This window comes from Acinetobacter sp. YH12201, assembly GCF_013418145.1.
GTDB lineage: Bacteria > Pseudomonadota > Gammaproteobacteria > Pseudomonadales > Moraxellaceae > Acinetobacter.
In genome coordinates this window covers 1-1,294 of the sequence record NZ_VPCP01000179.1, presented here as the reverse complement: position 1 = coordinate 1,294, position 1,294 = coordinate 1, and the positions used below count along the sequence as shown (strand labels likewise).

Below are 1,294 nucleotides of genomic sequence, written 5' to 3'. Positions count from 1 at the left end.
CGAGACTGTAAATTAAATTGTGTAATTGCCTGAATTTGCTATGTTCATATTCACAACGGAGTCAGGCAACATGATGAACGAACAAAAACTAAAAGACCTTGCAGCAGAATTTGCTAAAGGAATCAAAACAGAAGAAGATCTCAATCAATTCACCCGATTGTTGACCAAAATCACTGTTGAAACGGCTCTCAATGCCGAACTTACCGAACATCTCGGACATGAAAAAAATGCCCGTAAATCTGGTTCAAATTCTCGCAATGGTTATTCTAGTAAGACTTTACTTAGCGATGATGGGGAGATTGAGATCACCACACCACGTGATCGTGATGGCACTTTCGAGCCTCAGTTGATTAAGAAAAATCAGACCCGTATCACGCAAATGGATAGCCAGATTCTATCCCTTTATGCCAAAGGCATGACAACCCGTGAAATCGTTGCTACCTTTAAGGAAATGTACGATGCTGATGTATCTCCAACGCTTATTTCCAAGGTGACTGATGCAGTCAAAGAGCAGGTTGCTGAATGGCAAAACCGTCCGTTGGATGCGATCTATCCCATCGTTTATATGGACTGTATTGTAGTTAAAGTCCGTCATAATGGCAGTGTCATCAACAAGGCTGTATTCCTTGCCTTAGGCATTAATCTTGAGGGACAGAAAGAATTGCTCGGTATGTGGATGGCTGAGAATGAAGGTGCCAAGTTCTGGCTGAATGTCCTGACTGAGCTTAAAAACCGAGGGTTGCAGGATATTCTGATCGCCTGTGTGGATGGACTAAAAGGCTTTCCTGATGCTATTAACAGCGTATACCCGCAAACCCATATCCAGCTGTGCATTATCCACATGCTGCGCAACAGCTTGAAATACGTGTCATGGAAAGATTACAAGGCGGTCACTCAGGATTTAAAAGCCGTTTATCAATCACCTACTGAAGAGGCAGCCTTGATGGCCCTGGATCAATTTGCCCAAACATGGGATGACAAGTATCCACAGATCAGCAAAAGCTGGCGTATGCACTGGGAGAATCTGAATACCTTCTTTGCTTATCCAGCCGAGATACGCAAAGCCATCTACACCACCAACGCAATCGAATCATTAAACAGCGTAATACGCCAAGCGATCAAAAAACGTAAAGTCTTTCCAACGGATGATTCTGTACGTAAAGTGATTTACTTAGCAATTGATGCAGCGTCTAAAAAGTGGAATATGCCTATTCGCGACTGGCGTTTAGCCATGAGCCGCTTTATTATTGAATTCGGTGACCGCTTAAGCAATCACCTTTAAATTTATGAAAAG

At 42.9% G+C, this 1,294-nt stretch carries 1 protein-coding gene; it reads left to right on the top strand.

The features are described from left to right. Positions 1–73: 73 nt before the first annotated feature. A complete protein-coding gene (locus FTU91_RS16385) occupies positions 74–1,282 on the top strand; it encodes an IS256 family transposase (protein ID WP_180082857.1) in 1,209 nt (402 codons plus the stop codon). Positions 1,283–1,294: the final 12 nt, after the last annotated feature.